Annotated in this window: 17 protein-coding genes; 11 read left to right on the forward strand and 6 right to left on the reverse strand. The window is 49.5% G+C overall.

Features of this window, described 5'->3' with window-relative positions; genetic code table 11:
* The 6 genes from HUF13_RS00925 to HUF13_RS00950 all read left to right on the forward strand — a co-directional run.
* The coding region (locus HUF13_RS00925; RefSeq protein ID WP_173473387.1) for a DUF5915 domain-containing protein at nt 1-1,402 on the forward strand (1,402 nt) is incomplete at its 5' end.
* A 107-nt stretch (nt 1,403-1,509) separates the two neighbouring features.
* The gene (locus HUF13_RS00930; RefSeq protein ID WP_173473388.1) at nt 1,510-2,034 is read left to right on the forward strand and encodes a hypothetical protein; all 525 of its coding nucleotides are present in this window, start codon (nt 1,510-1,512) and stop codon (nt 2,032-2,034) included.
* 69 nt (nt 2,035-2,103) lie between these two features.
* Nucleotides 2,104-2,622, forward strand: a complete 519-nt coding sequence (locus tag HUF13_RS00935; RefSeq protein WP_173473389.1) for a hypothetical protein — start codon at nt 2,104-2,106, stop codon at nt 2,620-2,622.
* A gap of 284 nt (nt 2,623-2,906) precedes the next feature.
* Nucleotides 2,907-3,770 (forward strand): diaminopimelate epimerase, encoded by an 864-nt coding sequence (dapF, locus tag HUF13_RS00940; RefSeq protein WP_173473390.1) that lies wholly within the window; start codon nt 2,907-2,909, stop codon nt 3,768-3,770.
* Nucleotides 3,771-3,939: 169 nt separating this feature from the next.
* Entirely contained in the window at nt 3,940-5,148 is a 1,209-nt protein-coding gene (locus HUF13_RS00945) for an LL-diaminopimelate aminotransferase (RefSeq protein WP_173473391.1), read from the forward strand.
* 53 nt (nt 5,149-5,201) lie between these two features.
* Nucleotides 5,202-6,722: a sigma 54-interacting transcriptional regulator gene (locus tag HUF13_RS00950; RefSeq protein ID WP_304038677.1), complete on the forward strand. Its 1,521-nt coding sequence runs from the start codon at nt 5,202-5,204 to the stop codon at nt 6,720-6,722.
* A 203-nt stretch (nt 6,723-6,925) separates the two neighbouring features.
* Here the strand turns inward: HUF13_RS00950 and HUF13_RS00955 are convergent, their stop codons facing one another.
* Complete coding sequence (locus HUF13_RS00955; protein WP_173473393.1) at nt 6,926-9,046, reverse strand: glutamine synthetase III; 2,121 nt, start codon at nt 9,044-9,046, stop codon at nt 6,926-6,928.
* A gap of 503 nt (nt 9,047-9,549) precedes the next feature.
* Here HUF13_RS00955 and HUF13_RS00960 point away from each other — a divergent pair.
* Entirely contained in the window at nt 9,550-10,149 is a 600-nt protein-coding gene (locus HUF13_RS00960; RefSeq protein WP_173473394.1) for a superoxide dismutase, read from the forward strand.
* 135 nt (nt 10,150-10,284) lie between these two features.
* Nucleotides 10,285-11,037, forward strand: a complete 753-nt coding sequence (locus HUF13_RS00965; protein ID WP_173473395.1) for a hypothetical protein — start codon at nt 10,285-10,287, stop codon at nt 11,035-11,037.
* A gap of 6 nt (nt 11,038-11,043) precedes the next feature.
* Here HUF13_RS00965 and HUF13_RS00970 read toward each other — a convergent pair whose 3' ends face one another.
* Nucleotides 11,044-11,667: a formate/nitrite transporter family protein gene (locus HUF13_RS00970; RefSeq protein WP_173473396.1), complete on the reverse strand. Its 624-nt coding sequence runs from the start codon at nt 11,665-11,667 to the stop codon at nt 11,044-11,046.
* A gap of 453 nt (nt 11,668-12,120) precedes the next feature.
* Between HUF13_RS00970 and gltB the strand changes: the two genes are divergently transcribed.
* The 3 genes from gltB (at nt 12,121) to HUF13_RS00985 (ending at nt 20,222) form a co-directional block, all read left to right on the forward strand.
* On the forward strand, nt 12,121-16,542 hold the full coding sequence (gene gltB / locus HUF13_RS00975) for a glutamate synthase large subunit (protein ID WP_173473397.1): 4,422 nt from the start codon (nt 12,121-12,123) through the stop codon (nt 16,540-16,542).
* A gap of 135 nt (nt 16,543-16,677) precedes the next feature.
* Nucleotides 16,678-18,042, forward strand: a complete 1,365-nt coding sequence (locus HUF13_RS00980) for a glutamate synthase subunit beta (protein WP_173473398.1) — start codon at nt 16,678-16,680, stop codon at nt 18,040-18,042.
* Between the two features lie 29 nt (nt 18,043-18,071).
* Nucleotides 18,072-20,222, forward strand: a complete 2,151-nt coding sequence (locus tag HUF13_RS00985; RefSeq protein ID WP_173473399.1) for an NAD(+) synthase — start codon at nt 18,072-18,074, stop codon at nt 20,220-20,222.
* 135 nt (nt 20,223-20,357) lie between these two features.
* On the opposite strand, the gene purF is transcribed toward HUF13_RS00985, so the two are convergent.
* The 4 genes from purF to HUF13_RS01005 form a co-directional block, all read right to left on the reverse strand.
* On the reverse strand, nt 20,358-21,743 hold the full coding sequence (purF, locus tag HUF13_RS00990; RefSeq protein ID WP_173473400.1) for an amidophosphoribosyltransferase: 1,386 nt from the start codon (nt 21,741-21,743) through the stop codon (nt 20,358-20,360).
* Between the two features lie 385 nt (nt 21,744-22,128).
* Nucleotides 22,129-23,394 carry an ammonium transporter gene (locus HUF13_RS00995; protein WP_173473401.1) on the reverse strand — a complete coding sequence of 422 codons (1,266 nt, stop codon included), beginning with the start codon at nt 23,392-23,394 and terminating at the stop codon, nt 22,129-22,131.
* Nucleotides 23,395-23,525: 131 nt separating this feature from the next.
* A complete protein-coding gene (locus tag HUF13_RS01000; RefSeq protein ID WP_173387703.1) occupies nt 23,526-23,867 on the reverse strand; it encodes a P-II family nitrogen regulator in 342 nt (113 codons plus the stop codon).
* Between the two features lie 232 nt (nt 23,868-24,099).
* Nucleotides 24,100-25,785: a CTP synthase gene (locus HUF13_RS01005; protein WP_173473402.1), complete on the reverse strand. Its 1,686-nt coding sequence runs from the start codon at nt 25,783-25,785 to the stop codon at nt 24,100-24,102.
* Nucleotides 25,786-26,185 lie beyond the last annotated feature (400 nt).

Here is a 26,185-nt window from a genome sequence, read left to right on the forward strand (position 1 = left end):
GAACGGTATTATCTTGGCCGAAGACGGCTCCAAGATGAGTAAGTCTAAGCGCAACTACCCGGACCCGAACGACCTCATCGAACGCACGGGTGCCGACGCTATTCGCTTGTTTATGATCAACTCCGCCGCTTTGAAGGCCGAAGACCTGCGCTTCAGCGAAGAAGGCGTGAAGGGCATCGTGAAACAGGTGATGTTGCCGCTTTGGAACGCTGTTGCATTCTTTGTTTCTAACCATAACGCCGATGCTGCCAAGGGCCAGTTGAATTGGAAGCCGGGTCAGGAAGTGAAGAGCGACAACGAACTTGACCGCTGGATGCTTGCAACATTGCAGGATCTCGCCGCCAAGGTCGAAGTGGAAATGAAGGCTTACCGCTTGTACAACGTGGTGCCTGCTGTGATTGCTGCAGTTGATGACCTCACGAACTGGTACGTGCGCCGCAGCCGTCGCCGCTTCTGGAAGTCCGAAAACGATGGCGACAAGAACGCCGCCTACGCAACCATGTACAAGGTGCTCGTAGACTTCTCCAAGATTCTCGCTCCGTTCCTCCCGCTCCTCGCCGAAGAAATCTACCAGATTCTCGTTCGCGAAGTCGATGCCAACGCTCCGGTGAGCGTGCACCTCTGCGAATTCCCGAGCGCCGACAAGTCCCTCATGGACGAAAAGCTCGTGGAACGCATCGCCATGGTGCGTGGCATGGTCGAAATGGGCCGCGTGATTCGTGCTACGAACAACGTAAAGAACCGTATGCCGATTGCCAGTATGACGGTGGTTGCTCACGGCACCGAAGAAAAGAACGTCGCCGAGACCATGAAGGACTTGATCCTCGAAGAACTCAACGTTCGCGAAATGAAGTTCCTCGAAGATGAGACGAAACTCGTGCAGCTTTCTGCTAAGCCGAACTTCCTCGCTATTAAGGCAAAGGGGCCGGATTATGCAAAGAACATGAAGGTGATTTCCGCTAAGCTCAACAGCCTCACGGTTGATGAAATCAAGGCTCTCCAGGCTGGCGAAACCATCAAGTTCGAATTCGGTGAAGTTGGTGCTGACTGCTTGATGCTCAACCGCATCGTGGCCGATGGCATGGCCGTGGAAGCCAACCAGCACTTCACCGTGGCTCTGGACCTCAAGATTACCGACGAACTCCGCCGCGCTTGCGTGGCCCGCGAACTCGTGAACCGCATCCAGAATCGCCGTAAGGATCAGGACTACGCCATCACCGATAAGATCGAAGTGACGTTGTTCTCTGCAAGCGAAGTCTTCAAGCAGGCCGTTGCTGAGAATGAGGCTTACATTGCTGGCGAGACCCAAGCTGTTAAGATTGCCTGGGCTGCAGCAGCCGATGGCCTCGAAGCTAACGATGCTGACGGAGAGGCATTCGCATTTACGACTGTAAAAGCGTAACCTAGCATGTCATTGCGAGGCTCCGTAAGGAGCCGCGGCAATCTCAAAACATTTATCCCCGGAATCTAAAATTCCGGGGATATTTTATATATATTCATATATGTATCATGAAGTTTGTTAGAAACCTGATTCTTGCTTTAGCTTTGCTCTTGCCGGGTATTTCGATGGCTGAGGAAGGGTTTAGTCTTTATCCATATCCAATAGATTTTTCGATTGGAGGAGGACCGGGATTATTCTCAACTTCATTGGAATTTGTTTTAGGTTCTTGTGCTTCACTCTATGAAACGCCCAAATCTGATTCTTTACAAAACTTTTTTGAGCCAAGACATGCACTAACATGGACTAATCGTATTCGGATGATTTATGATTACGACAATCATCAATATGGATTTCTTTTTCAACCAAGCATACGGTATATGTTCAAATTGATTGCATTCACTGCTGTAGTGGGCCCAGAAGTAGGATGGGAAACAGAAACAGGATTTGAATACGGAATGTCAGCTCGTGTTGGAGGAATTCCAGGATTATTTTTGACAAATTATGAAGTTGGCTATTTGATTAATTCCCAAAGGTTTTACTTTACGGTAGTATTTGATATGTTTTCTCTCTTGATGTTGTTAAGCGGGGCGTGATTTCTACACAGGAAGCCAAAACACGGAGCATCCTTTTTTATATTCACAATCATGAAATTTATTAGGAACTTGATTCTTGCTTTAGCTTTGTTCTTGCCTAGTATTTCAATGGCAGAAGGTGATTCAACTTACACACCTAAGAAAAAAGCCTCGGATTATATACCACGGCCTAATGGGATAGAGGTGGGTGGCGGAAATATGTTTGTGGCTGGATTGGAGTGGTGGTCCCTGCCTTCTTTTTTAATCTATGCGCAAGAACGTCCAAAGAGTATACAAGGTCTATGGGCTCCGCGTTATGCCTTTGTATGGTCCATTCGTACCAGATATGTCTATGATTACATAGACCATGAACATGGTATTTTGTTTTATCCGAACATTCAGGGGTTGTATGCCATTTTTACAGGTGTTGCAGTCGGCCCTCAGGTGGGTTGGTTTTCTTCGACGGGTTTAGACTATGGCGCTTCCGTCCGCTTTGACGTGTTGTCTATACTGAATGTTGAAGTTGGTTATTTTGCTAAAAAAGAAAATATTTTTGTGAACGCCATATTTACGGTGTCGTTCCCGAGAATGCTGATTTTCGATCCCTAAAAATTTTTTCCTGCTCCACGAAACTCGGCGCCTCTTTTTGTTTTTCAATATTTGAGAAAACTGTAAAAGTTTCTCTGATTTATCTTCTTTACTTTTACATATTCTGTAAAAGTAAATTGCTTGTTTTACATATTTTGTAAAATTCAAAATTCTCTAAAATCTTTAAAATTCTGAAAAATTGCCGTTTTTAGCGTAAATTCGACAATTTTAACAATTTCTGTAAAATTGGCACGGTCTTTGCATATTGGGGGCGGTAAATTAACCGCCTTCAATGGATTGTGCTTATGAATTTTTCAAAATGGACCGGGTTAGGTAACGATTTTGTTCTCCTGGAACCGGGTGAGTCGCTGGATTTTGGCAGCGGACTTGAACAGCGTATCATTAAACTTTGCGACCGCCGTTTTGGCATTGGTGCCGATGGTGTGGTCCTTGTGACTCCCATGGATGCCGAGGGTTGCCTCGTGCTTAATGGTGTCGGTGGTGCGGGCCCTGCGTCAAAGGCTGTTGCAAACGGTGTCGATTTTGAAATGCGCATTTTCAATGCGGATGGCTCGGAAGCGGCGATGTGCGGGAACGCTACGCGTTGTGTGGCGAAGTTTATCCGTAGTCGCGGTCTTGCAAAGTCCGAAGACACGAAGGTTTTCAATTTGCACACGAAGAGCGGTCTTGTTCGCCCAACGCTTTTGGACGATGGTCGCGTGTGCGTTGACATGGGACATCCGAGGACGTTCCTTGGCTCGATTAAGCTTACGGCTGACTGCTATGATTTTACCGCGGAGACGGTTTCGATGGGAAATCCGCACGCGGTCATTTTTGTTGATGATATCGAAAAGATTCAACTTGAAAAATGGGGAAGTATTCTCGAAGTCGATAAGCAGTTCCCTGACCGTTGCAATATTGAATTTGCTCAGGTGATTTCGCCCACGCAAATCCGCATGCGGGTTTGGGAACGAGGGTGTGGAGTCACGATGGCTTGTGGTACTGGCAGCTGCGCCACCCTCGTTGCGGCCCAGCGCACGGGCCGCGTGGGCGTCGAGGCAGATGTTGTTCTTGACGGTGGCGTTTTGCACATCAAGCACGAAGAAGATGGCCCTGTTTTGATGACTGGCCCTGCGGAAGAAGTTTTTAAAGGAGAAATCAGCATTTAGCACTGAGCCAGGCGTTGCGGGCTGGCGTTTGAAGCCCGCTAGAAAGGGTAGCGCCCTTCGGCAGGCTCAGGGACCTGGTCACTGAGAATGCTGATGGAAGCGAGGGGAAGACCTGCCCCTTTCACCCTCACCACTAACCACTAATCACTGTTTACTAACCACTAAAAATATGAACGAATCTTACATCAACTCCTACTACGATCGCCTTCCTGGCAGCTACCTCTTCTCGACCATTGCCCAGAAAATCAAGGAATATCAGGGCTCGCATGCGAATGCGGATATCATCCGTCTTGGAATTGGCGATGTGACGACGCCGCTCATTCCCGAGGTCATCAAGGCCATGCATGCGGCTGTTGACGAAATGGCGGTGAAGGGAACTTTCCGCGGTTATGGTCCGGAACAGGGCTATGATTTTGTGCGCGAGGCGATTGTTCGTGGCGAATATACGGCACGTGGCATCGAGATGGATCCGAACGATATTTTTGTGAGCGATGGTTCCAAGTGCGATGTGGCGAATATTCAGGAACTTTTTTCAGAAAATGTAAAGATTGCAATTCCTGACCCTGTTTATCCGGTGTATCTTGATTCGAATGTGATGGCGGGGCGTACGGGTGTTCTTCAGGCGGATGGTCATTTCTCGGAAGTGACTTACCTTGCTTCGACAGCCGAAAACAATTTCCAGCCGGAATTGCCGAAAAATCCGGTGCAGTTGATTTACCTTTGCAGCCCGAACAACCCGACGGGTACGGTGCTTAGCCGTGAAACGCTTCAGAAGTTTGTCAACTACGCCAACGAAAATGGGGCACTGATTTTGTTTGATGGCGCCTACAACTGCTACATTCAGGATGAATCTTTGCCGCACTCCATTTTTGAAATTCCGGGTGCCCGTACTTGCGCGATTGAGTTCCGCAGTTTTAGCAAGACGGCTGGCTTTACGGGCGTGCGTTGCGCTTATACGGTGATTCCGCACGAACTTTCGAAACTCCATGCGATGTGGAATCGTCGCCAGTGCACGAAGTTTAACGGTGTGAGCTATGTGACGCAGCGTGCTGCCGAAGCGATTTATTCTCCGGTGGGTTGGCAACAGACGAAGGAAGTGATTGCAGGTTACATGCGCACGGCTGGCGTGATTCGTGAGGAATTGACTGCGGCCGGCTACACGGTGTTCGGCGGTGAACATGCTCCGTACATTTGGTGGAAGATTCCGGATGGCGAAAAGTCGTTCGATTTCTTTGACCGCCTGCTTGCAACTTGCGAAGTCGTGGGTACGCCGGGAAGTGGCTTTGGCCCGTGTGGCGAAGGTTACTTCCGCTTGACGGCTTTTGGCGATTACGAACGCACCTGCGAAGCTCTGAGAAGAATTAGAGAGAAACTTTAATTCCAAACTCCGAATTCCTCAATCATAATTATTCTAATTACTATCTTATGACCATGCCCACTTCTATAGGTCCAGAAATTTCGGTAATCCAAAAGATTAGCGTTGCGATTATTCACGAGCGCGATGTTGAAAAGTTGCTCGAGAATGTGCTTGGCATTTTGGAATCTGAACTTGGAATGCTGCGCGGTACGTTTGCGCTGCTTTTTGGCGATACACTGAAAATCGAAGCTTCGCGCGGGCTTGACGAATCAGAAAAACAGCGTGGCTCTTATCGAATGGGCGAAGGTATTACGGGGCATGTAGCCGAACGTGGCTTGAGTCATGTGATTCCGGACTTGCGCAAGGATTCCAGATTCTTGAACCGTACGGGTAGCCGCCATTACGAATCTCAAGTGGCGTTTATTTGTGTGCCGCTGATTCATGACGGACAAGTGATTGGAACGCTTTCGATTGACCGCCCGGTTGACGGTTCGACCGACTTGGATCGCGATGTAGCGTTGCTCGAAATTATTGCAAATATTACGGGCGATGCGGCGAATGAATGCATTGAACTTCACGGCGAACGCGAGGCAATGCTCGAAGAAAACCGCAAGTTACGCGATATGCTTTCGAACAATCCGGGCGAGCTCGTGGGTAATTGCCGCGAAATGCGCTTGGTTTACGAACAAGTGCGTCAGGTGGCGCCGAGTGATGCAACGGTGTTGATTCGTGGCGGTAGCGGTACGGGTAAGGAAATGATTGCCCGCGCTATTGTGAACTTGTCGGGTCGAAAGGATAAGCCGTTCATTACGCTCAACTGCGCTGCACTCCCGGAAAACCTTGTTGAAAGTGAACTTTTCGGACATGAAAAGGGGGCGTTTACGGGCGCCTTGAACCGCCGTATTGGCCGTGCAGAAGCGGCTGATGGGGGTACGCTGTTCCTTGATGAAGTTGGCGATTTGACCATGCAGACCCAGGTCAAGTTGTTGCGCTTTTTGCAGGAGCGTACTTTTAGCCGCGTCGGTAGCAACGAAGAATTGCATTCTGATGTGCGTTTTTTGGCGGCGACGAGCCGTAATCTCGAAGACCTTATTGCTCAGGGTAAGTTCCGCGAAGACCTTTTCTACCGCTTGAACATTTTCCCGATCACGATGCCTGATTTGGCGAAGCGCAAATCCGATATTATTTTGCTTGCAGAACACTTTATCGAAAAGATGAATCTGCGTTATGGCAAGAAAGTGCAGCGCCTTTCGACAACGGCAATCAATTTGCTTATGAGTTATCATTGGCCGGGCAACGTGCGTGAGCTTGAAAACTGCATTGAACGTGCGGTGCTTACGGCTACCGATGATTGCGTCCATAGCTACAACTTGCCGCCTTCGTTGCAGACAAGTTTGAGCGTAGGCTCCATTGGAGCTCCGAACGAAAAGATTGCACCGCTTGAAGTGATGATGGAAAATTACGAACGTGAAATCATTACCGAAGCCATCAAGCGCAATGATGGTAATATCTCGGCAGCGGGGCGCGACTTGGGCGTTTCTCCGCGTATGATGAATTACCGCATGAATAAGCTCGGGATTAAGTCTGGGCGATAGCGCTAATTATTTTATAAATGAATGGTTGTACGTTTTATGGCGTGCAGCCTTTTTTTTGTGTGCTCAGGAAACGGGATTAGGGAATGCAAAAAAAAATCACCCGTCTTTTGACGAGTGATTTTGCTTCGGTTTTTGATGTGCTTAAATCGTATTAGAAAATGTCGCGAGACAATTTCTTCCTACTTCTAACATCCTACTGTCTACTAATAGATGAAAAGCATTTCACGATATTTCGGAAGCGGCCACTTTTCGTCCGGGACGATCTTTTCGAGCGAGTCCACGATCAAGCGGAGATCGAGCATGCCGTTCAAGATGTCTTCGTGTTTAGAGGCGAGAGCCTTTTCCATGACTTCGATAGCGGCAAGAAGCTTCTTGATACCTTCACCAAGCGGCTTGGCGTAAGAATCGAGAGCCGGGAAGCCCTGGTTCAGAGCCATTTCGTTTGCCTTGAGGGCTGCGGAGTAAGCTTCGATGGCCTGCGGGAGAATGATGTCCTTGGCCATGTCGCGTGCGATTTCACCTTCGATGTGAATCTTCTTGTGGTAGTCTTCCATGTTGACTTCGTAGCGGGAATCGAGTTCGCGCTTGTTGAACACGCCGTACTTTTCGAAGAGGGCGACGTTTTCTTTCTTGGTGAGTGCCTGGAGGGCTTCCATCGTGGTGCGGGTGTTCGGGAGACCGCGCTTTGCAGCTTCTTCGACCCATTCGTCCGTGTAACCATTGCCGTTGAAGATAACGCGCTTGTGTTCCTTGACAATCTTCTGCAAGAGGTTCTGGAGTTCTTCGTGGAACTTTTCTGCAGGAACGTTTGAGAGCTTGTCTGCGATGATGTCGAAGGCTTCGGCAACGATTGTGTTGAGGATGACGTTCGGTTCAGAGCAGCTCTGGCTGGAGCCCGGTGCGCGGAATTCGAACTTGTTGCCGGTGAAGGCGAACGGAGAAGTTCTGTTGCGGTCCGTAGCGTCACGCGGGAGCGGCGGGAGTGTGTCGGAACCGAGTTTGAGTGCGCCTGCCTGCTTGCTGGATTTCGGATCGCCCTTTTCGAGCTGGTCGACGACGTCAGCAAGCTGGTCGCCGAGGTACATGGAGATGATTGCCGGAGGAGCTTCGTTGGCGCCAAGGCGGTGGTCGTTACCGGCACTTGCAACAGCCATACGGAGCAAGTCAGCGTGAGTATCGACTGCGTAAATCACAGCGCAGAGCGTGGTGAGGAATATGGCGTTCTGGTGCGGGTCCTTGCCCGGGTTTAAAAGGTTGGTCTTGCCGTAGTTCACGGACCAGTTGTTGTGTTTACCGGAACCGTTGATGCCTGCGAACGGCTTTTCGTGGAGGAGGCAAACGAGTCCGTGGCGGTCAGCAACCTGGCGGAGAACTTCCATAATCTGCATGTTGTGGTCGCAAGCGAGGTTCACTTCTTCAAACATCGGAGCGAGTTCGAACTGAGCCGGAGCGACTTCGTTGTGGCGGGTCTTAGCCGGAATGCCGAGCTTCCAGAGTTCCTTTTCCACATCGTTCATGAAGTTCAAAATGCGGGACGGAATGCTACCGAAGTAGTGGTCTTCCATCTGCTGGTGCTTTGCCGGAGCGGCACCGAACAAGGTGCGGCCAGCCTGATAAAGGTCCGGACGCTGGAGGTAGAAACGCTTGTCGACGAGGAAGTATTCCTGTTCGGCACCGAGTGTGACGGTGACCTTCTGCTGTGCGACACCGAAGAGGCCCATGAGGCGGTCGGCAGATTTCTGCAAAGCCTGAATGGAGCGGAGAAGCGGAGTCTTCTTGTCAAGTGCTTCGCCAGTGTAGCTACAGAATGCAGTCGGGATGCAGAGGGTTGCACCGTTGCCGTGACGCTTGATGAATGCCGGAGAGGTCGGGTCCCAGGCGGTGTAGCCGCGGGCTTCAAACGTAGAGCGAAGGCCGCCGCTCGGGAAGGAAGAGGCGTCCGGTTCACCAACGATCAAGTTCTTGCCGCTGAATGCGAGGATGGCTTTGCCATCTTCGGGTTCAAGGAAGGAGTCATGCTTTTCGGCGGTGGAACCGGTAAGAGGCTGGAACCAGTGAGTAAAGTGAGTGGCGCCGCGATCGATGGCCCACTTTTTCATGGCGTGGGCAACTTCGCCAGCGATGCTCGGGTCAAGCGGTGCGCCGCCATCGATGGTGGCGAAGAGCTTCTTGCAAATGTCCTTGGGAAGATATGCGCGCATGGCCTCGGCGTTGAAGACGTCTTCGCCGTAGAAGTCAATGTTTGCGGGTGCTGCGGGGAGGTTTGCGCCGGCGTTTTCGCTGGCGATTTCCTTGATAGCTTTTAATCTGTATTCGTTGCTCATGGCAATCTCCTTAAGTTTTTTTTCGCAGCCTTATAAGCGAAAAGTGTGCCAATTCGGAAATTTGCCTGTAAAACCGCGAATTTCGCTCGAAAACGAAAAATGAAAATTTGATGAGCTTTTATTTCGCGTTTTGAAAATTACAGATTTTGGAAAAATGCTGTTGGAATTACAAAATGTGTAAATCGAATGCTGCGCTGTCGTCAATCCGAGCGAAGTTATATATGATAGTTGGCAATTTAATGCTTTAGTAGAGTTAAGTTCTCTGGGCTAGGATCTAAAACCTTTGGTTCTGCTCAAATATTGCTGTTTGTGTGGAGAAAACTGACAAAGAATGAGTGAGCGTTTGCAAAAATTGATATTTTACATTTTTTGTAGTTCTATTACTCGTGAGAATATAGTGATTTATTTTATAGCCCTCAAGAACATTTTACTCTTATCTTTGATATTTTTTATATATTACAAAAAGATTACGCCGGTGTCGGCCCGAAAAAAGCGAGGTTTCTATGATTCAACCCGTAAATGGTAAATTTGATATGCCGTCTCTTCCGTATGGTGCTGCGGATTTAGCTCCTGTACTTAGCCAAGAAACAATTTTGGTCCATTACGGCAAGCACTTGCAAACTTACGTGAACAACTTGAATGCTGCGCTTCCGGGGAGTGCGTTCGAGGGCATGTCTTTAGAAGAAATTGTAAAGGCTGCTGATGGGGGCGTTTTTAATAATGCTGGCCAGATGCTGAACCACGCCATGTACTTTTTGCAGTTTGCGCCTCCCAAGACCGGGAATGTTCCGACGGGTAAAATTGATGATTTGCTTACTCGTGATTTTGGGTCGTTCGAAAAATTCCAGGAAGAATTCCAGACGAAAGGCGCTGGGCTTTTCGGTTCTGGTTGGGTTTGGCTTTCTATCGATATTTTGGGAAAGCTCGTGATTACGCAAGAATGCAATGCGCAGAACCCGATTACCAAGGGGCTTACGCCGCTTTTAACGTTTGACGTGTGGGAGCACGCTTACTATATAGATTACCGTAACCGCCGTCCGGATTATTTGAAATCTCTGTGGAGCATTGTAAACTGGGATGTCGTGAACGCGCGCCTTGGATAACGTTTCACACTCGTTGCGATTACGCGAGAATTAATTGCGCAAGATATTAAAATGGCCGGGTTGTCCCGGCTTTTTTGCGTTTTGTCAGAATTTGCTTGAAATGGGTGTTGCAAACTAATTATATTGTCATCGGCTATGAAGTTGAATGTAATTTTTTTAGCGATTGTGCTTTTCTTGTCTGGAGTTTTGTCTGGGTGTAGTTTGTCTATTATCCATCCGCCTTCAGCATCTGCATTTATGGAAAAGGGCGATGGGGACTTACAGAAAAATGTGACGGCCTCGTATATGTGGCGGAATGGTCCGTATAAAGACAACGTGTTTCAACCATACAATAAAATGAAAAGTTCACTTTTGCCAAATGAAGATTATTATTACGAAGATTGGGAATGGAATTTTCAAGCGAGTTTTGATATTCAAAAACGGTTCGAAAATTTTAAAATTGGTGGTGGATTAGATTGGCTCACACCTTTTTTGCAATTAGGCTATGTTTCGGATTATTTTGGAGTGATGGGGTGGAGTAATATTTGTTTGTGGCAAATTGGAAAATATGAACATGCTTATGTTCAATGGGGTGGTGGTATTACAATTATTGAACAGTTGCCTTTTTGTTTCAGAAAACTGCGCATAGGGCTTACTCAACATATCTCGCGAAATGGTCGCGAATCTTATATGCGGGATGGATCCGATATGTTTTCATATGGTTCCTCTGCTCCTATCTTTTACGATGAAATTGGCGCCGGTGCGTATGTTGCGGGAATTGTTGGTAAACGTCTAGGTATGGGTCTCGAATTCCGTTATGGTCGCGATTTGACGTATAAGATTGTAGAAAAAGAGCATGAACGGGCAATTCACCGATTCGCGCTTGCGCTCAGTGTTCAGTTGTGGTAACTGTAATTATATATTAGGTGCTTTGTCTTTCAGCTTTTGCATGAGCGGAATGAGCCCGCCGCCAATCGTGTTGCCGATTGTGATGGCTAAAAGCGCCTTTAACATTGTCAAAGAAAAATCGCTCGCGAGCGAAAAATAGAACATGTCGGCGATGCAGTGCTCGAATCCGCTCAAGATAAAGACCATGACGGGGAGGAACACGGTGAAAACTTTTCCGACCTGGTTTTCGATGGTCTTGTAGCCGTCCGCGGCGATGAACATGAGCATGCCGCAAAAGATGCCGAGTACAACGAGGCTCAAGGGACTGTCGCTATCTTTAATAATGCAAAGCGCGTTTGCTTTGGCTTGGAGCGCTTCGCCGTAGCGGGTGGCGGCCATCATTTTAGCGAATAAGAATGTTCCGACGAAATTTCCGAGCCAGACGATGGCGAGGAATCCCCAATAATTGGGTCTCTTGTTGACAAAGTAACCGACTTTGCCCGTAAAAAGATTGAATCCGAAATTCAAAATAGTGAAAAGGCCAAGACCGAAAAGGAACGATCCCAAAATTTTATTGTCGCAAGAGAGAAATGCTGTGCCGCCGAGTCCGATGCATAAGCCCGAGTAGACGGATTTGATAAAATTAATCATGGGGCCAAATTTAGTAAAAGGTGAGAGCCGCGGCAAAGCATTTATGCTTTGACATGGCCGAGCCGAACTAAATGCATCCGCAAGGATGCCAATTTAATTAAAGGTGAGAGCCGCGGCAAAGCATTTGTTTTTGCATTTTTCATATGGAAAAATGTTTTGCAAAAATAATGCCAATGTAGAGCTTTGTGCAGAGACCTTCGTCGTGTAGGTCTTCGGTGAGTCTATTTGGAGTCTGAAATTTGTCTTTCGATTACACTAAATGTAAAACTTGAATATTTATTTTCAAAAATTGTAATAGTAATTTACGCAGACTTGGCGATAAAACTTCGAGTTTTACATTTTTGACCGCTTTTTCACTAATTGATACGCACTTTACGGGCTATGATTGTGCAGAGTTCCTTTTTGGCACAGTTTTTGCATAATATGGTCGCAAAAAATTAGAAAAGGAATTTTATGAAAGCTCAAGCACTTTACGACCCGATTAACGAACACGACGCCTGCGGTGTCGGCTTGGTCGCTAATATAAATAATGTTGCCTCGCACCAGATTGTGTTGCAGGGTATTACTGTATTGAAGAGACTCATGCACCGCGGTGCAGCAGGTGGAGACCCGGAAACTGGTGATGGTGCGGGTCTTTTGCTTTCTATGCCGCACAAGTTCTTCCGTAAGTTGTACCCGGAACTTCCGGCGCGTTACGGTGTGGCAATGTTCTTTGTCGAGAACACGTTTGAAGCGGAATCCTTTGACGCTAAGATTCGTGAAGTTGCCGAAGCTGAAGGCGTGAAGGTGCTCCAGTTCCGCGAAGTGCCGGTGAACTCGGCCAAGATCGGTCGCACGGCTCGCGAAACTTTGCCGCATATCCGCCAGGTGTTCTTTGACGGTTCTGCTTTTGAGACGGACCAGGCTTTTGATATTAAGCTTTATGTGGTTCGCCGCCTGATTGAAAAGGCTTGCAGTGGATTGTATGTTTGCAGCTGCAGCCGCCGTAGCATCGTTTACAAGGGCCTTTTGCTTGCAAGCCAGATCGAAGGCTTCTACAAGGACTTGAACGATCTCGATTTTGAATCCCCGATTGCCCTTGTCCACCAGCGCTATTCGACCAACACGTTCCCGACTTGGCCGCTGGCACACCCGTTCCGCTATTTGGCTCACAACGGCGAAATCAATACGCTTCGCGGTAACCTCAACAGCTTGCGCGCTCGTGAACCGCACTTGAAGAGCGAAATTATCGGCGACGATATCAAGAAGCTTTTGCCGCTCGTTCCGGCAGGCCAGAGCGACTCGGCTAGCCTTGACAACATGTTTGAGCTTCTCGTCGCTGCGGGCCGTAGCCTTCCGCATGCGATGATGATGCTCATGCCGCAGGCTTGGGGCCAAAAGCATTACCTTGGCCGCGATGTGCGTGGCTTCTTTGAATACGAATCCATGTTGATGGAACCGTGGGATGGCCCTGCTGCAGTTGCTTTCTCTGACGGTGTCAACGCTGGTGCAATTCTCGACCGTAACGGTCTTCGTCCGGCACGTTACACTTTATGTAAAGACGGTCTCTTCGTGATGGCTTCTGAAACGGGCGTGCTCGATTTGCGCGATGACGAAGTCGAAGAAAAGGGTCGCCTCAAACCGGGTGAAATTATTTACTTGGATTTGGAAAACCACAGAATTTTGAAGAACGCCGAAATGAAGGCTCAGGTGGCTCGTAGCAAGCCTTACCGCCGCTGGGTTGCCGAAAATAAGATGAGCGTTCGCGGTCTCTTTAGCGAAATCAATCCGTCTGATGTTCCTGATGATATTCTGGTGCAGCAAAAGCGTTTTGGTTATTCTGCCGAAGACTTGTCTATTATTTTGAAGCCGATGGCAAAGACCGGTGCAGAACCGATCGGTTCTATGGGTAACGATGCTGCTTTGGCCGTTCTTTCGGATAAGCCGCAGCCGCTGTTCAACTACTTTAAGCAGTTGTTCGCCCAGGTGACGAACCCGCCGATTGACCCGATCCGTGAAGAGCTCGTGATGAGCCTTACGACTTACATCGGTAATCATGGTAACATTCTCGAAGAAACTCCGGAACAGGCTCACCTTATCAAGATCCCGCGCCCGATTGTGACCGAAGACGAAATCCGTCGCTTTGAAAATATCGGTGACAAGAGCTTTAAGGCTAAGGTGCTCAAGATGCAGTTCCCGCTCGGTGGTAATGGCGAAGTCTTGGAAGCTGCTTTGCAGAACCTTGCTGGCGATGCCGTGCGTGCGGTGAACGACGATTTCGATATCATCGTGCTTTCGGATAAGAATATCGATTGGGGCTATGTGCCTATACCGAGCTTGCTTGCCACAGCTTGCGTGAACCGCGCCTTGGTCGAAGCGGGAGTCCGTCCGGAAATCGGTTTGATTGTGCAGTCCGGTGAAGTTCGCGAAGTGATGCACTTTGCCTTGTTGCTCGGTTACGGTGCAACGGTGATTAACCCGTACCTTGCTTTTGAAAGCCTTACCCACATGTGCCATTGCGGAGACTTGGATGTTGATCCGGTGACGGCTGCTGCAAATTATGTAAAGGCTGTGGACAAGGGTCTTTTGAAGATCATGTCGAAGATGGGTATTTCTACCCTCCGTAGCTATCGCAGCGCTCAGATTTTCGAAGCGGTCGGCTTGAATCATGAACTTGTCGAAAAGTTCTTGCCGGGTACGGCAAGCCGCATCGAAGGTATTGGTCTCGAAGAAATTGCCCATGAAGTTGGCGATCGCCAGAACATTGCCTTTGCTGATGCAAGCAAGGTGCTTCAGTCCGGTGGTCAGTACGCATTCCGCAAGGAAGGTGAAAAGCACTTGTGGACTCCGCAGTCGCTTGCGACATTCCGTCAGGCTGTGCAGGGCGGTGACTATGAAAAGTTCAAGGCTTATAGCAAGCTGATTAACGACCAGTCTGAACGTCAGGCAACTTTGCGCGGACTCTTCAAGTTCAAACAGACGACTCCGATTGATATTTCTGAAGTCGAAAGCCGCGAATCGATTATCAAGCATTTTGTGGCTGGTGCAATGAGCCTTGGTTCTTTGAGCCCGGAAGCCCACGAAACGATTGCTATCGCCATGAACCGTATCGGAGCCATGAGCAACTGCGGTGAAGGTGGTGAAGATCCGGATCGCGATACGCCTGCTGCTAACGGCGATATCCGTAGCTCTGCTATTCGTCAGATTGCTTCGGGCCGCTTTGGTGTGACGATTGACTACTTGCGCCATGCTAAGGATTTGCAGATCAAGATGGCTCAGGGTGCAAAGCCGGGTGAAGGCGGCCAGTTGCCGGCTCACAAGGTGAATGAATTTGTGGCTCGCATCCGTCACTCGATTCCGAATGTGTCCTTGATTTCTCCGCCGCCGCATCATGATATTTACTCGATCGAAGACTTGGCCCAGCTCATTTACGACTTGCGCAACTCGAACCCGAAGGCTCGTGTTTCCGTGAAGCTCGTGTCTGAAGTGGGTGTGGGTACGATTGCCGCCGGTGTTGCTAAGGCTCATGCCGACGTGGTGCTCATTTCTGGTCATGATGGCGGTACGGGTGCTTCTCCGCTGACTTCTATTAAGCATGCCGGCCTTCCGTGGGAACTCGGTATTGCTGAAGCGGAACAGACTCTTGTTCTTAACGATTTGCGCGGCCGCATCAAGCTCCAGGTCGATGGTCAGCTCAAGACTGGCCGTGATGTTGTGGTGGCCGCCCTCCTCGGTGCCGAAGAATTCGGATTTGCAACAAACTTGCTCGTTAGCCTTGGCTGCGTGATGGACCGCAAGTGCCATACGAACCAGTGCCCGATGGGTATTGCGACTCAGGATCCTGAATTCCGCAAGCGCTTTGCCGGTAAGCCGGAATACGTTGAAAACTTCCTCTACTTTATTGCAGACGAAGTTCGCGAAATCTTGGCAAGCCTTGGTCTCAAGAGCCTCGATGAAGCCTGCGGCCGTAGCGACTTGCTCGAACGTGATCAGGCAATTGCATTCTACAAGGCTCACAACCTCGACTTCTCGAAGATTTTCCAGACTGTCGAAGGTGGCATCAAGTCTTTCGACAAGAACTATGTGAAGGAAGAATTGGTCAACTTCGACCGTCGCGAACTCTTGCCGTTTGTGCAGGATACGCTCAAGAGCGGCGCCAATGTAGAACTCTGCACTGTTGTTCACAATACCGACCGTACGGTGGGTACGGAACTTTCTGGCGAAGTGGACGAACACTTTGGCGTGAAGGGACTCCCCGAAGATACGATCAAGATTCATTTGCAGGGTGTCGCAGGCCAGAGCTTTGGCGCATTCCTTGCTCCGGGTATTACGCTTGACCTCGAAGGCGAAGCCAACGACTTTATGGGTAAGGGCCTTTCTGGTGGTAAGATCATCGTGCGCCCGCCAAGCAATGCAAGCTTCAAGGCCGAAGACAACGTCATTGCCGGTAACGTTATCGGTTACGGTGGTACTTCTGGTAAGATCTTCATTAACGGTCTCGCTGGCGAACGCTTTGGTATCCGTAACTCGGGTATGCTCCTCGTCTCGGAAGGTGTTGGCGACCATGGTTGCGAATACATGACGGGTGGTCGCGTGGTTGTGCTCGGTCGTGTAGGCGTGAACTTCGCCGCAGGTATGACTGGTGGCTTTGCTTACGTGTACGACGAAACGGGTCACTTTGACTTGAGCTGCAACGTGGATTCTGTGGACCTTGAAAGTGTGCTCCCGGGTACCGATAGCGAGCGTGAACTTCTCGATATCATCGGCCAGCATGTTCAGGCGACGGGTAGTGAAAAGGGCAAGCGCATTCTTGAAAATTGGAATAGCGAACGTCCGAAGTTCGTGAAGATTTTCCCGGTGGATTATAGAAACGCATTACAGGGAAAGGTAAAATGAAAGTAGACGGTAGACAGTAGGCAGTAGACAGTGTAAGTAAGGCGGCTATGCCGCGATTATAAAAACTTCCTACTTCCTACTTCTAACTTCCTACTAAACATTGAAAGTTTAACACTAAAGAAGTTGAAGCCTATTATGGAACAGATTAAACGCATACAAGATGTCTACCGCCCTGTCGAAGAGCGTGTGAAAGACAATAAGGAAGTTGAACGTAGACTGACTTCTGTTGAAATTGTTGGTCAGGCCGGTCGTTGCCACACATGCGGAATTCCGTTCTGCCATGGTGCGGGTTGCCCTCTCGGAAACTTGATTCCCGAATTTAACGCAGCGGTTTCTCTCGGAAATGCGGAACGTGCTTATGATATCATTAGCAAGACGGCGTTCTTCCCGGAATTCACGGGTCGCGTTTGTCCGGCTCTTTGTGAGTCGGCTTGTACCGGGAATGTTCATAACGATCCGGTGATGGTGCGCCAGATTGAAAAGTTCATCATCGAAACGGCTTTTGAAGAAGGCTGGGTAAAGCTCCCTGCTGCTGAACCGAACGGAAAGAGCGCCGCTGTGATTGGCTCTGGTCCTGCCGGGTTGTTTGCTGCCGAAGCGCTCCGCCGTAAGGGCTTTGCCGTGACGGTTTACGAAAAACGTGAAAAGGCGGGTGGACTTTTGCGCTATGGTATCCCAAACTGGAAACTCGACAAGTCCGTGATTGACCGCCGTGTGGCTTTGCTTGAAGCGGCTGGAATCAAGTTTGTCTACAATACTGAAATCGGGAAGGATATTGCTGCGGAATACATTCACAAGAATTTTGACGAAGTGTTCCTTGCAATTGGTACGCCGAATGCTCGTGACTTGAAAATTCCAGGCCGCGATGCCGAAGGCATTTTCCTTGCTCTCGACTTTTTGCACGGTGCCGAAAAACCGGGCGAATCGAATCCTGAAAAGTTCTCTGCCAAGGGCCGCAAGGTGCTCGTGATTGGCGGTGGCGATACGGGTAACGACTGCGTCGGTAAAGCCATCCGCGAAGGTTGCGAAAGCGTTTTGCAGGTGGAATTCATGCCGAAGCCGCCTGAGGAACGTTCTCCGTCTACGCCGTGGCCCGATTGGCCGTACATGCTGCGCACCAGCTATGCCCAACATGAAGGTGGTGAACGTCGCTGGAATGTTTCTTCCAAGCAGTTTATCGTAAAAGATGGCCGTGTTGCTGGAGTGGAAGCGGTTCGCGTGGAATGGGAAATGTCCCCGCAGGGCCGCCCGCTCAAGCCGAACGAAGTTCCGAATTCTACCGAAGTCATCGATACGGATTTGGTGGTGCTCGCTATGGGCTTCACCGGAGTTCCGGCCGAAGGCATCGTGAACGATTTGGGCCTCACGCTTACGCCGCGTACAGCGATTATTCCGGATCCTTCTCGCCATATTTATGCGGTGGGTGACTGCGCTAATGGTGCATCCCTTGTGGTGCGCGCCATGGCCGATGCGAAAGCGAAAGTGGCTACAATCAAGTAACATTCATCTCGAATACTGCTCGCGAAATCATGTTTGGATTTTATCGTTTTGCAGCTGTATCTCCGATTTTAAAAGTCGCGGATACGGCCTTCAATACCGAAGAAATCATCAAGAGCGCAAAAGCTGCCGTCTCCAATGGGGCGGCTTTTGTCGTTTTTCCTGAACTTTGTATTACTGGATACACTTGCAGCGATTTGTTCCATCAGGAATTGTTGTTGCAGAACAGCACTCGTGCATTGTTGAAAATTGCGGAATCTTTTAAGGATTCTGATGCCGTTATCGCGGTGGGCTTGCCATTGCGTTTGTTCGGCCGCTTGTATAATTGCGCGGCCTTTGTGCAGCGCGGGCGGGTAGTGGCGATTACGCCGAAAATCCATTTGCCGAACCAGCGTGAATTCTATGAGAAACGCCATTTTTCGAGTGGCCGTGACTTGCTGCGCGGGGCGTGTGGCGCTTCGGCAGGGAATGCTGCGGGTGCCGTGACGTGCACGATAGAAGGCGTGGGCGAGGTTCCGATCACAAATTTCTTCACGGTGAAGGGTCGCGGAACTTCTAGCGCGGTTGATGGCTGCACGAGTACTGCGAATTGCGCGAGCGATAATGACACGTGTGTTGTGAATGACAACGGCTCCGAAGTTCGCATTGGCGTTGAACTTTGCGAAGACTTGTGGACTCCGGCGCCTCCGAGTGGTGAACTTGCTTTGGCCGGTGCAAATGTAATTGTGAACTTGTCTGCAAGTGATGCGCTTGTGGGCAAATGCGATTACCGCCGCAATTTGGTGATGAACCAGTCCGCGCGTTGCATGGCGGCATATGTCTATGCTTCTGCGGGTGTGCATGAATCGACGACGGACATGGTCTTTAGCGGTCATCTGATGGTCGCTGAAAATGGTAGCATGATTGCCGAAAGCAAGCCGTTCTCTCGCGAAACGGAAATCGTCTATGCCGATATCGACGTGGAACGCTTGAATATGCAGCGGCTGAGCGAAGGCTCGTTCCATGATTTTGACAGTCGCAGTTTCTATGCTCGGGCGGCAACTTTCGATGGTCTGCGAGCTTGCGATGCGCTCCAGTATCGATTTGTTTCTCCGATGCCGTTTGTTCCTGGGTCGCCTGAAACGCGAGACCAATCGTGCACGGAAATTTTTAGTATTCAGTGTGCGGGCCTTGCAAAGCGTCTTGAAGCGTCGCAATCCAAGCGTGCCGTGATTGGCCTTTCGGGCGGTCTTGATTCGACGCTTGCGCTTTTGGTTGTTGCTGAAACATTCAAGCTGTTAAAACGCCCTGCGTTAGAAATTTTGGCACTCACGATGCCTGGCTTTGGAACGACCAATCGCACGAAAAATAATGCGGTTGAACTTGCAAAACTTTTGGGCGTTGAACTCCGCACTGTCGATATTCAAAAAGCTTGTCTGCAACATTTTGACGATATCGGTCATGACCCGCAAAAACTCGATGTGACTTACGAGAATGTGCAGGCCCGCGAGCGTACGCAGATTCTTATGGATATTGCCAATAGCGTTGGCGGAATTGTAATTGGTACGGGTGACTTGTCCGAAATTGCTCTCGGCTGGAGCACGTACAATGCTGATCACATGTCGATGTATGCGGTGAATTGCGATATTCCCAAAACGCTTGTTCGCCATATCGTGAGCTGGTATGCAGATAAATCTGTCGCGCATCTCGAAACACGTGAAGATACTGCGCATCTCGAAGCGTGCAGAAAGACGGCACTTTTCGAAACTGGTGAAAATGTCGCTCATCTCGATTCCATCGCTTCGGCGCAGTCCTCGAACATGGCGTCTCTCGCTGAAGTCCTTCGCGATATTCTCGATACGCCTGTGTCGCCGGAGCTTTTGCCTGCTGATAATAACGGCCAAATTGCGCAAAAGACCGAAAGCATTTTGGGCGCTTACGAAATCCATGATTTCTTCCTCTATCATTTTGCAAAGTACGGCGCGACTCCCGAGAAACTTTTGTTCCTCGCGAAGTACGCTTTTGCGGGCAAATTTAGCGATGAAGAAATTGAAAAAGCGCTCACTGTTTTTGTGCGTCGATTCTTTACGCAACAGTTCAAGCGAAGCTGCATCCCGGATGGCCCGAAGGTCGGAACGATTTCTCTTTCGCCCCGTGCTGATTGGCGCATGCCAAGCGATGCGTCTTTTGCAGATTGGCTTTAAAAAGAGGCTCTCATTTAACCTGCGGCTGGCGCGAACGTTTTCCTTAAAATCTTTTTTGCCGTAACATGAAACCCCGGAACTTTCGTTCCGGGGTTAATTAGTCAACAGAGAATTTTTTGGCGTTTGTGCTTCGGCTTAACCGCAACGAGTCTTGTTCGTATCGTTTCCGATGTAGTCCGGATAATCGTTGTCGAAGCAAGCGGCGCAATAATTTTCGCCTTCGCCTGTACATTCCTTCATGCCTTCGACGCTTAAGTAACCGAGACTTTCTACACCGAGCATTTTTGCGATTTCTTCGGGAGTCATGGAGCTTGCGGCAAGTTCACCTTGGCTCGGGAAATCCATGCCGAAGAAGCACGGGTGTGCAACCGGAGGTGATGCGATGCGGATGTGGACTTCGAGAGCGCCTGCGTCGCGGAGCATTTTGGACAAAATCTTAAGAGTGGTGCCGCGAACGATTGAGTCTTCTACAACGCATACGCGCTTGTTCTTGAGCACGCCCACGATCGGGTTGAATTTGAGTTTGACTTTTTGTTCGCGAACGTTTTGCGTGGGGTCGATAAATGTGCGGCCTACATAGTGGTTGCGCAAAAGTCCGATTTCAAAACGGATGCCGCTTGCCTGCGCGTAGCCGAGAGCTGCGGTTGTAGCGCTGTCGGGCACGGAAATCACAATGTCTGCATCGACGGGACATTCCTTGGCGAGCTGCTTGCCCATTTTGCGGCGAATCTTGTCGCAACTTTGTTCGAATATCTTTGAATCAGGACGGCTGAAGTAGATGTATTCGAAAATGCAGTGGGCGAGTCTGTCTTTGTGCGTAAAGCGTTCGGAATGGAGACCGTTCTGCGTGATGGTCAAAAATTCACCTGGCTGGATGTCGCGAACGTAGTTTGCGCCGAGAAGGTCGAATGCGCATGTTTCGCTGGCAACGCACCAGGCTTTTCCCATGCGGGCGATTGAAAGCGGGCGGAATCCGTAGCCGTCTCGTGCGACAAACATGGAGTCCTTGCTAATGAATACGAGGCAGAAACTACCGGTAAATTTTGTAATGGCTTTTTTGATGGCTTCGCCTAAAGTGTCGGCGTTTGTTCGTGCAATTTCGTGGAGGAGAATTTCAGAGTCGGAAGTTGTCTGGAAAATGTGACCGTCGGCTTCCATTTCGGCGCGGAGCTCGTTGGCGTTGGTGATGTTGCCGTTGTGGGCGACTGCGATTTGCCCCCATTTGCAGCTCACGAGAATCGGTTGTGCGTTTGCGAGGGTGGAGGCTCCAGTGGTGCTGTAGCGCACGTGGCCAATGCCTGCAAAACCTTGTAGTTCGTCAATATTGTGTTCGCGGAGGAGAGTCGAAACAAGTCCCATGGATTTGCGGACGCGGATTTTATCGCCGTCTGTTATTGCAAAACCTGCGCTTTCTTGACCGCGGTGTTGCAAAGCGTAAAGTCCCATGGCTACATTGCGTACAACGCTATCGCCATTGTAGATGCCGATAACGCCACATTCCTCGTGCAATTCGTCGAGCATAATGCCTCTTTCTGATCAGTTCCTTTTTCTGCGCTTTGCGGGCGCAGAGGCGTAAAATTTTGCCCAATAAATGCAAAAAGTGTGCCAAAATTTGAAAAACGCCGTTTTTTGCGTAAAAAGACCGATTTTGCAGCCTGGAAAAGTTATTTGGGTTATTATTACAATTATTGTTTTACAGAAAATGTAAAGCTATTCTTATAAACGAAGTAGAGCCGGTGTGGAATGAAAAACGTAAAACCCCGGAACAGTCGTTCCGGGGTTAAGTAGTCAACAGAGATACTTTTTAGGTTGTAGGTTTTAGGCTAGTAGGCTATAGGGTTAGTTGGGCGGCTTTGCCGCGATTATTAAAACCTAACTCCTAAAACCTATCGCCTGATACCTAGAGCTACATATTGCTGAAGATTTGGAAGCCGCTGTAAGCTTCTTGACCGTGTTCAGCTTGGTCGAGGCCGCGCATTTCTTGCTTTTCAGTCACGCGGAGGCCAATCGTCTTCTTGATGGCGAAGAAAATCAGGCTTGCGGCTGCGAAGCAGGGGATGGCGTAAGCGAGAACGCCAACGGCTTGAGTACCGAGAGTGTAGTCGCCAGTGATATCGAAGATACCGACAGCGAGCGTGCCCCAGACACCGTTAACGAGGTGAACCGAGAGAGCGCCGACCGGGTCGTCCAAGTGGAGGCGGTCGAAGAGGAAGACTGCACCGACGACGAGCACACCAGCGATAGCACCGATAATCCAGGACGAAAGCGGGGTTACCACGTCAGCACCAGCGGTGATTGCGACGAGACCAGCAAGGCATCCGTTGAGGGCCATGGTGGCGTCCGGCTTCTTGGAGACAATCCAGCTGGTAAGCGTTGCGGTAATGATGCCTGCAACGGCAGCGAGGTTTGTGGTCACGAGAATCCAGCTAGTGGCCTTCGGGTCGCCGTTAAGAGCAGAACCGGCGTTGAATCCCCACCAACCGAACCAGAGCATGAACACGCCGACAGTTGCGAGCGGAATGTTGTGAGCCGGAATAGCGTGAACCTTGCCACCGACATACTTACCGATACGCGGTCCAAGAATCATCACGCCAGCGAGAGCAGCCCAACCACCCACAGAGTGAACGAGGGTAGAACCGGCGAGGTCGTGGAATCCGTGAGCACCGAAGGTGGAGAGCCAGCCGCCGCCCCATGTCCAAGAACCGACAATCGGGTAAACGAGAGCCACATAGACAATGGTGAAAATCAGGAAGGAGTTGAGCTTGACACGTTCAGCAACGGCACCAGAGACAATCGTTGCTGCGGTGGCGGCGAACATTGCCTGGAACAGCCAGTCTGTGAACAGCGTGAAGTGTCCGTTGTAGGCGGCGGTGAAGTTTGCCGGATTTGCCCAGTCGCCAATGCCGAAGCCTGCGAAACCGAGAATTCCGTTGAAGGTGCCCGGGTACATCAGGCCGAAACCTAATGCAGCGTACATCGTAATACCGATGGCCGGCACAGCGATGTTCTTGAAAGCCACGTTAGCAGAGCACTTAGCGCGTACAAGGCCTGCTTCAACGCATGCGAAACCGAGACCCATGATGAACACCAACATAGCGCTAATCATGATCCAGATGTTTTCCGTCATAAAGATTGCGTCACTGACGGTTGCGACATTTGCTACTTCGTTCATTTGATTAAATCCTTTTTTTAGTTGATTGTTTGCTAACTAAACAAGTAGGCAGTAGGAAGTCGGAAGTAGGAAGTGAAAAATCAATCGTGAAATTTACTGTCTACCGTCTACTGTCTACTTCCTACTGATGCTTATCCAATCGCCTCCGGCCCTGTTTCGCCGGTGCGGATGCGAACGCACTGTTCGAGTGCTGTAACAAATATCTTTCCGTCGCCAATGCTGCCTGTACGGGCGCCCGCGATAATCGCATCAATGCAAGGCTGTACAAACTCATCATTCACGGCAATCTTCAAGCAAATCTTTTTGAGCAAATTCACTTCGGTCACAACGCCACGGAAACGTTGATTGTAACCCTTCTGCTGACCGCAACCCAAGACGTTCGTGACAGACATCTTGTAGATCTTCTTTTCGTATAGCGATTGCTTTACATTGTTTAACCTTTCGGGTTGTATGTAAGCTGTAACTAGCTTCATGATGTTATCCTTTTTTGGGGTTCATTTTTCTTGTACGCCCCTCTAATGCAAAGCGCGTGCCAAAATATCAAAAATGGCGAAATTCGCTAAAAATCGCAAAAAACAAAAAGAAAATCGCGACCTTGCTGGCCGCGATTACAAATTTTAGTTTTACAGAAATTGCAGTAAATTCAGAAAATGTAAAAAGAAACGAGACGCTTTGTAGCGTCTCGTAAATAGATTTTTTATTACTTTATTTTGACTTTTTCGTTTTTTCGGATGGCGCTGTGAGCTTTTTCGCGCCCGCTTTTTTCTGGTCGAGAGCGGCTTTCACGAGACCTGTAAACAGCGGATGCGGATCGGTGGGACGGCTCTTGAATTCTGGATGGAACTGGCAAGCTTCGAAATAGGGGTGGTTCTTGAGTTCCACCATCTCGACGAGTTTTCCATCGGGAGATGTACCTGCGATTTTCAGGCCGGCCTTTTCCAAGGCGATGCGGAATTCGCTGTTGTAGTTGAATTCGTAGCGGTGACGGTGGCGTTCGCTGATGCTTGTGCTCTTGTAAAGCTTTGCCGCATTGGAATCCTTGGCGAGCTTGCACGGGTAAGCGCCGAGTCGCATGGTGCCGCCTTTTTCCGTGACGTTCTTCTGTTCGTCCATCAAGTCGATAACTGGGTGGGTCGTTTTTTCGTCGAACTCGGTAGAGTTGGCATCCTTCCAGCCGAGAACGTTACGCGCGAATTCAATCACGCAGCATTGCATGCCGAGGCAAATGCCAAGCAGTGGAACCTTGTGCTCGCGTGCATAACGGATGGCGACGCATTTGCCGTTCACGCCACGGCTCCCGAAACCACCCGGAATCAAAATGCCGTCCGCTTTCTTGATGAGGTTCGGATTCTTTTCGAGCTCTTCAGCTTCGATGCATTCCACTTTCACCTTCGCGTTGTTTGCCATGCCGGCGTGCTGCAAAGCTTCGTGCACGGACTTGTAAGCGTCGCGGATGGCGATGTACTTGCCCACAAGCGCGATGGTGCATTCGTATTTTGGTTTTGTAGCTTTCTTGACAAGGCTATCCCATTCGGAATGGATAATGGGGTGAACACTCAAATGAAGTTGTTCTAAAACGCGCAAGTCGAGTTCCTGTTTGGAAAGTTCGCGCGGTACTGCGTAAACGGAATCCGTCACGTCTTTTTCTTCGATAACGCATTCGGGTTTCACATTGCAGAAAAGTGCAAGTTTGTCCAAGTGTTCTTGCGGAATGTGCATTTCGGTACGGCACACGAGAATGTCCGGGAAAATACCGATATTGCGGAGCTCTGCCACGGAATGCTGCGAAGGCTTTGTCTTGAGCTCGCCTGCAGCCTTGAGGTACGGCACCAAAGTCAAGTGGACAAAGCAAGTATTCTCGACGCCCACTTCAAAACGGAACTGCCTTGCCGCTTCGAGGAACGGCAACGATTCGATATCGCCTGCAACACCGCCGATTTCGCATAAAATAATATCTGCACCGCTTTCGGCTGCCGAACGGAAAGCGTCCTTGATTTCATTCGTGATATGCGGAATAACCTGCACCGTGCCGCCCAAATAGTGACCCGCACGTTCCTTTGAAAGTACAGAAGAATAAATGCGGCCCGATGTGTAGCTCGATGCCTTGGAACATTGTACACCCGCAAAACGTTCGTAGTGGCCAAGATCCAAGTCGGTTTCATAACCATCGTCCGTCACGAAAACTTCGCCATGCTGGTACGGACTCATCGTGCCCGGATCCACGTTCAAGTACGGATCGAGCTTTTGCATGAACACCTTGTAACCGCGGCTCTTCAAGAGGAGCGCGAGAGATGCTGATGTGATTCCCTTGCCGAGCGAACTCACCACGCCGCCAGTAATAAAAATGTACTTGGGCTGTTTTGCCGTATTCTTTGCGGTTGCCTTAGCCATGTTGCTTCTCCTTGAATTCGTGAGTCATGGTTTGCTCACGTCATTCCGACCTCCAAGCCGGACGTTGTTTAAAGTTTGTACAAAAAGAAAGGCAAAAGCCAGATGCTTTTGCCAGACGATAAAGATGATAATGACAGTTATAGACAGAAAAGTAAATCGGATGTTCGATAACCTGTTTGGTGAGAGTCGCCTGATTGCGTTGCGAGATCGCTGCAACGGCTGAGCACAGGTGGGCTTCGATGGATTCCGATATTTTCATCGGACTTATAATGTAGAAAAAAAGTGCCGCGCGGCAAGAAATGACTAAAAATTTTTTTGTAACAATTTTTGAACTGTTACATTTTGTGTAATGCAATTTTGCGAAATGCAAGAAAATGTAAAAGGAAGGGGAGTGTTAATC

The sequence above is a fragment of the Fibrobacter succinogenes genome (assembly GCF_902779965.1).
GTDB classification, from domain to species: Bacteria; Fibrobacterota; Fibrobacteria; order Fibrobacterales; family Fibrobacteraceae; genus Fibrobacter; species Fibrobacter succinogenes_F.

What these genes read in the sequence shown, in the direction of transcription:
- gltB (WP_173473397.1), top strand. Translation starts at nt 12,121, where the DNA reads ATGAAAGCTCAAGCACTTTACGACCCGATTAACGAACACGACGCCTGC.
- HUF13_RS01005 (WP_173473402.1), bottom strand. Translation starts at nt 25,785, where the DNA reads ATGGCTAAGGCAACCGCAAAGAATACGGCAAAACAGCCCAAGTACATT.
- HUF13_RS00985 (WP_173473399.1), top strand. Translation starts at nt 18,072, where the DNA reads ATGTTTGGATTTTATCGTTTTGCAGCTGTATCTCCGATTTTAAAAGTC.
- HUF13_RS00950 (WP_304038677.1), top strand. Translation starts at nt 5,202, where the DNA reads ATGCCCACTTCTATAGGTCCAGAAATTTCGGTAATCCAAAAGATTAGC.
- HUF13_RS00960 (WP_173473394.1), top strand. Translation starts at nt 9,550, where the DNA reads ATGATTCAACCCGTAAATGGTAAATTTGATATGCCGTCTCTTCCGTAT.
- HUF13_RS01000 (WP_173387703.1), bottom strand. Translation starts at nt 23,867, where the DNA reads ATGAAGCTAGTTACAGCTTACATACAACCCGAAAGGTTAAACAATGTA.
- HUF13_RS00945 (WP_173473391.1), top strand. Translation starts at nt 3,940, where the DNA reads ATGAACGAATCTTACATCAACTCCTACTACGATCGCCTTCCTGGCAGC.
- HUF13_RS00930 (WP_173473388.1), top strand. Translation starts at nt 1,510, where the DNA reads ATGAAGTTTGTTAGAAACCTGATTCTTGCTTTAGCTTTGCTCTTGCCG.
- dapF (WP_173473390.1), top strand. Translation starts at nt 2,907, where the DNA reads ATGAATTTTTCAAAATGGACCGGGTTAGGTAACGATTTTGTTCTCCTG.
- purF (WP_173473400.1), bottom strand. Translation starts at nt 21,743, where the DNA reads ATGCTCGACGAATTGCACGAGGAATGTGGCGTTATCGGCATCTACAAT.
- HUF13_RS00965 (WP_173473395.1), top strand. Translation starts at nt 10,285, where the DNA reads ATGAAGTTGAATGTAATTTTTTTAGCGATTGTGCTTTTCTTGTCTGGA.
- HUF13_RS00970 (WP_173473396.1), bottom strand. Translation starts at nt 11,667, where the DNA reads ATGATTAATTTTATCAAATCCGTCTACTCGGGCTTATGCATCGGACTC.
- HUF13_RS00955 (WP_173473393.1), bottom strand. Translation starts at nt 9,046, where the DNA reads ATGAGCAACGAATACAGATTAAAAGCTATCAAGGAAATCGCCAGCGAA.
- HUF13_RS00995 (WP_173473401.1), bottom strand. Translation starts at nt 23,394, where the DNA reads ATGAACGAAGTAGCAAATGTCGCAACCGTCAGTGACGCAATCTTTATG.
- HUF13_RS00980 (WP_173473398.1), top strand. Translation starts at nt 16,678, where the DNA reads ATGGAACAGATTAAACGCATACAAGATGTCTACCGCCCTGTCGAAGAG.